Origin of the sequence: Billgrantia aerodenitrificans, from assembly GCF_021404405.1 — a bacterium.
Lineage (GTDB): Bacteria > Pseudomonadota > Gammaproteobacteria > Pseudomonadales > Halomonadaceae > Halomonas > Halomonas aerodenitrificans.
Genome location: NZ_JABFTV010000026.1, coordinates 1 through 4234 on the forward strand (window position 1 = coordinate 1; position 4234 = coordinate 4234).

5 protein-coding genes and 1 rRNA gene are annotated in these 4234 nt (G+C 61.6%); 4 read left to right on the plus strand and 2 right to left on the minus strand.

Features of this window, described 5'->3' with window-relative positions; all coding sequences use genetic code 11:
* Positions 1-77: ribosomal RNA gene (rrf, locus tag HOP59_RS23710) — 5S ribosomal RNA — on the plus strand; the annotation flags it as partial.
* A gap of 230 nt (positions 78-307) precedes the next feature.
* Positions 308-622, plus strand: a complete 315-nt coding sequence (gene sugE / locus HOP59_RS23355; RefSeq protein ID WP_010627686.1) for a quaternary ammonium compound efflux SMR transporter SugE — start codon at positions 308-310, stop codon at positions 620-622.
* Between the two features lie 106 nt (positions 623-728).
* Here sugE and gdhA read toward each other — a convergent pair whose 3' ends face one another.
* On the minus strand, positions 729-2081 hold the full coding sequence (gene gdhA, locus HOP59_RS23360; RefSeq protein WP_234255741.1) for an NADP-specific glutamate dehydrogenase: 1353 nt from the start codon (positions 2079-2081) through the stop codon (positions 729-731).
* 250 nt (positions 2082-2331) lie between these two features.
* Between gdhA and rlmM the strand changes: the two genes are divergently transcribed.
* Complete coding sequence (gene rlmM, locus HOP59_RS23365) at positions 2332-3417, plus strand: 23S rRNA (cytidine(2498)-2'-O)-methyltransferase RlmM (protein WP_010627688.1); 1086 nt, start codon at positions 2332-2334, stop codon at positions 3415-3417.
* A 42-nt stretch (positions 3418-3459) separates the two neighbouring features.
* Here rlmM and HOP59_RS23370 read toward each other — a convergent pair whose 3' ends face one another.
* Positions 3460-3747, minus strand: a complete 288-nt coding sequence (locus HOP59_RS23370; protein WP_010627689.1) for an antibiotic biosynthesis monooxygenase family protein — start codon at positions 3745-3747, stop codon at positions 3460-3462.
* A gap of 29 nt (positions 3748-3776) precedes the next feature.
* Here HOP59_RS23370 and tusA point away from each other — a divergent pair, with 29 nt between their 5' ends.
* The gene (tusA, locus tag HOP59_RS23375; RefSeq protein WP_010627690.1) at positions 3777-4028 is read left to right on the plus strand and encodes a sulfurtransferase TusA; all 252 of its coding nucleotides are present in this window, start codon (positions 3777-3779) and stop codon (positions 4026-4028) included.
* Positions 4029-4234: the final 206 nt, after the last annotated feature.

Sequence of the window (4234 nt, forward strand, 5' to 3'; positions counted from 1 at the left end):
CCGAACTCAGCAGTGAAACCGCTCAGCGCCGATGGTAGTGTGGGGCCTCCCCATGCGAGAGTAGGTCATCGTCAGGCACTTCTTCAGAAACCCCGGCCAACTGGTCGGGGTTTCGCCGTTTAGGGGCCTCCCACGGAGAGTAGCGGAGCGCCGCCCGGGTCGTCAGGCACTTCTTCAGAAACCCAGCTTCGAAAGAGGCTGGGTTTCGCCGTTTGGGGGGCCTAAAATGGCTCCGATCGCCAGCGGGACGACCCGATGGTGTGCTGCCAACCCGGGGACGGCCTCGGACCCTCAGAAGGAAATCTCAATGGCCTGGTTGTTGTTGGTCGTTGCCGGTCTTCTCGAAGTGGCGTGGGCGTTGGGTCTGAAGGCGTCACACGGTTTTACCCGACCGCTCCCCAGTCTGCTCACGATCTTGGCCATGGTGGCCAGTTTCTATCTGCTGGCACAGGCAATGAAGGTACTGCCCGTGGGTACCGCCTACGCCATCTGGGTAGGCATTGGTGCGGTGGGTACGGTCTTGCTGGGCATTCTGATCTATGGCGATAGCGCTTCGCCGCTGCGGCTGCTCAGCCTGGTGCTGATCCTTGCCGGCCTGGTGGGCTTGAAGCTGGCTGCTTAGCGGGCGGTAGGTAAGAAGGTGCCCGTATGAAGCAAAGCCCTGGCCGAGAAGGCCAGGGCTTTGTCGTGTTCGGCCATCGGGAGCCCGACGGCCTGGATGGAGCGGCTTAGACGACGCCTTGATCGATCATGGCATCGGCCACCTTGCGGAACCCGGCGATGTTGGCGCCCAGCACTAGGTTGGTGGGCTCGCCGAACTCCTCGGCGGTGCCCGCACACTGCCGATGAATGTCTGCCATGATCGCCTGCAGTTTGGTGTCGACCTTCTCCAGGGTCCACTGCTGCATGCTACTGTTCTGCGCCATCTCGAGCTGGCTGGTGGCCACGCCGCCGGCGTTGGCCGCCTTGCCGGGGCCATAGGCGATCCTGGCTTCGAGGAAGCGGTCTACCGCCGTGGCGGTAGAGGCCATGTTGGAGCCTTCGCTGATGCAGTGGACGCCGTTGCCGAGCAACGCCATGGCGTCGGCCTCGGTCACTTCGTTCTGCGTGGCGCTGGGGAAGGCGACCTCACCCTTGATGCGCCATACGGCATGGCCGTCGCTCGGGTAGTCCAGGGCATCGATGTACGTTGCCTCGGGATGATGTTCGACATACTCACGCAGCGAGGTGCGCTTGACCTCCTTGAGCAGCTTCAGCGTGTCGAGATCGATGCCCTCGGGGTGGTGAATCGTGCCGCGGGAGTCCGAGCAGGTGATGGGCCGAGCGCCGAGCTGGTAGAGCTTCTCGATGGTATAGATGGCCACGTTGCCGGCGCCGGATACCAGACAGGTCTTGCCGGTGATGCTGTCGCCGCGCGCCTCGAGCATGTTCTGCGCGAAGTAGACCGCACCGTAGCCGGTGGCTTCCTTGCGGCCCAGCGACCCGCCCCAGTTCAGCCCCTTGCCGGTGAAGACGCCTTCATAGCTGCCCGTAAGGCGCTTGTATTGGCCATACATGTAACCGATCTCGCGGGCGCCTACACCGATGTCGCCGGCCGGCACGTCGATAGTCGCGCCGATATGGCGATACAGCTCGTTCATGAACGACTGGCAGAAGCGCATGATTTCGCCGTCGGACTTGCCCTTGGGGTCGAAGTTGGAGCCGCCCTTGCCGCCGCCGATGGGCAGTCCGGTCAGGGCGTTCTTGAAGATCTGCTCGAAGCCCAGGAACTTGATGATGCTGGCGTTGACGCTGGGGTGAAAACGCAGGCCGCCCTTGTAGGGGCCCAGAGCTGAGTTGAACTGGACGCGATAGCCTTTGTTGACCTGCACCTTGCCGGCATCGTCGACCCAGCTGACACGGAACATGACCTGACGCTCTGGCTCGACGATACGCTCGATGATGCTGTGCTGATGATAGCGCGGCACCGTTTCGAGCAGAGGACGCAGGCACTCGAGGACCTCTTCGGCCGCCTGGTAGAACTCGCTTTGGGCAGGGCTGCTCTTTCTCAGCCCTTCGAGGGTGTCGTGCACGTAAGTCATCGTTGTGTCCTGATGGTGAAAAGGATGGGCTCACTATAATTCAGTGCACCACTATGCAGCAATTGCATAGGCTATGTCGGGATTAGACATTGATATGAGTCGAAATCGCTTTCAAATCGCCATTTTTTGCGCACCAACATGGAACATTAGAAATTTTTAAAAGACGATGTTTAAACGACTACGGAGTGGCCGACAGCGAAGGCCAGGGCTGGTACCATGCGTCACCAACGAATCCGTGAGAGAAACGCCGATGTCCAGCCTGGCAGAACGCATGGTGCCCGATCAGCTGCTCTTCTACTGTCGCCCGGGTTTCGAAGCCGATGTGGCGGCCGAAGTGGCGGCAAACGTCGAGCGACTCGGCTGGCAGGGCAGGGCCGAATTCATCGAACAGGCAGGCTGCGTGAATTTCATCGTCGACGATGAGCGACCGGCCAACGAGCTACATCGACAGCTGGCATTCGAGCGGCTCATCTTTGCGCGTCAGAGCCTGGTAGCGCTGCCGTCATTGCAGTTGGAGCGTGACGACAGGCTGTCTCCCATCCTCAAGCAGGTGGTGGAGAGCGGCTGGAGTTTCGATGCGATCTGGCATGAAACGCCCGATACCAACGAGGGAAAGGCGCTGGCGGGGTTGATCAAGGCGCTGACGCGCCCGCTCGAATCGGCCCTGCGCAAGCGGGGAGCTCTGCGTCGCAAGGCCGGTGGGCGTCGTTTACATCTGTTCTGGATGGATGGCGACCTCGTGCAGCTGGGCATGAGCTTCCCCGGTAACCGCAGCGAACTGCCTGGGGGCATTCGCCGGCTGCGCTTCCCCTCCGCTGCCCCCAGCCGCTCGACGCTGAAGCTGGAGGAGGCCTGGCACGAGTTCATTCCGCGCGATGAATGGGACGAGCGCCTGACGGAGGGCATGCAGGCGGCGGATCTGGGAGCGGCGCCCGGCGGATGGACCTGGCAATTGGTCGCACGGGGCATGCATGTCTATGCCATTGACAATGGCCCCATGAAGGGCGAGCTGATGGCTACGGGCATGGTCGAGCATCTGCGCGAGGACGGCTTTGTCTGGGAGCCGCCCTATCGGTTGGATTGGCTGGTTTGCGACATCGTCGACAAACCGGCTCGGGTCACTGCCATGGTTCAGCGTTGGCTGATTCGACGCTGGTGCCGGGAGGCGATCTTCAATCTCAAGCTACCGATGAAACGACGCTGGGAGGAGGTGCAGCGCTGTCTGGTTCTGCTGGAAGAGGCGCTGGGGGATGCCGGCGTTCGCGCCACGCTGCGCTGCCGTCATCTCTACCATGATCGTGAGGAGGTCACGGTGCATGTCAGGCTGCACGACTGAGGTCAGCCAGCTGCAGCGACCAGGCGCAGAGGTCAGGGCGTCTCAGTAGGACGGCTCGTAGATGCGAATGGTCTCGTCCTCGGTGAGCAGCGGCAGGATGCGCTGCATCACCCTGGAGCGCTCCTCGCTGGTGTACCATTCGTTCCAGGCGTTCAGATCCCGCCACTTGACGATCATCAGACGCCGGTCGCTGCGGCCGCGTTCGACCAGGGTTTCGCCGCCGACGAACCCTCTGGCACCGAGAGAGAAACGCATCGCCTCACGGGCGGCTTCTTCGTATTCCTCTTCCAGGCCAGGCATGATGCGACGTTCGATTATGATCTTTATCATCTAGCAGTTCCCTACGCCGAGGTCGATCGATGACGAATACCGCCGACTCGCAGCCCGTCCACCAGGTCGAGCTGGACACGACCGGTCTTTACTGCCCGGAGCCCATCATGCTCATGCACAACAAGGTGCGTGACATGCGCTCCGGCGAAATACTCAAGGTGGTGGCGACGGACCCCGCCACCACCCGTGACATCCCTAAGTTCTGCAGTTTCCTGGGGCACGAGCTGGTGGCGCAGGAGGAGTCGGACGGCCACTATCTCTACTTTATCCGCTTGGGCTGATGTACCGCCACCCCCCCTGCTGCGTGCCAAGGCTCTGTCTGAAAGGCCCTGTCTGAAAAGTCAGCGAGCGCAGCCAGGTTTCGGACAGAGCCTTGTGTCTCTCCGGGCTTGTTGATTAGCTACCAGCAGGCCTTGGCATCAGGGTGAGCATCCGCAGAGCCTGAGGCGCTACAGCCTGGGACTTAGATTATGCCCCCTGATGCCTA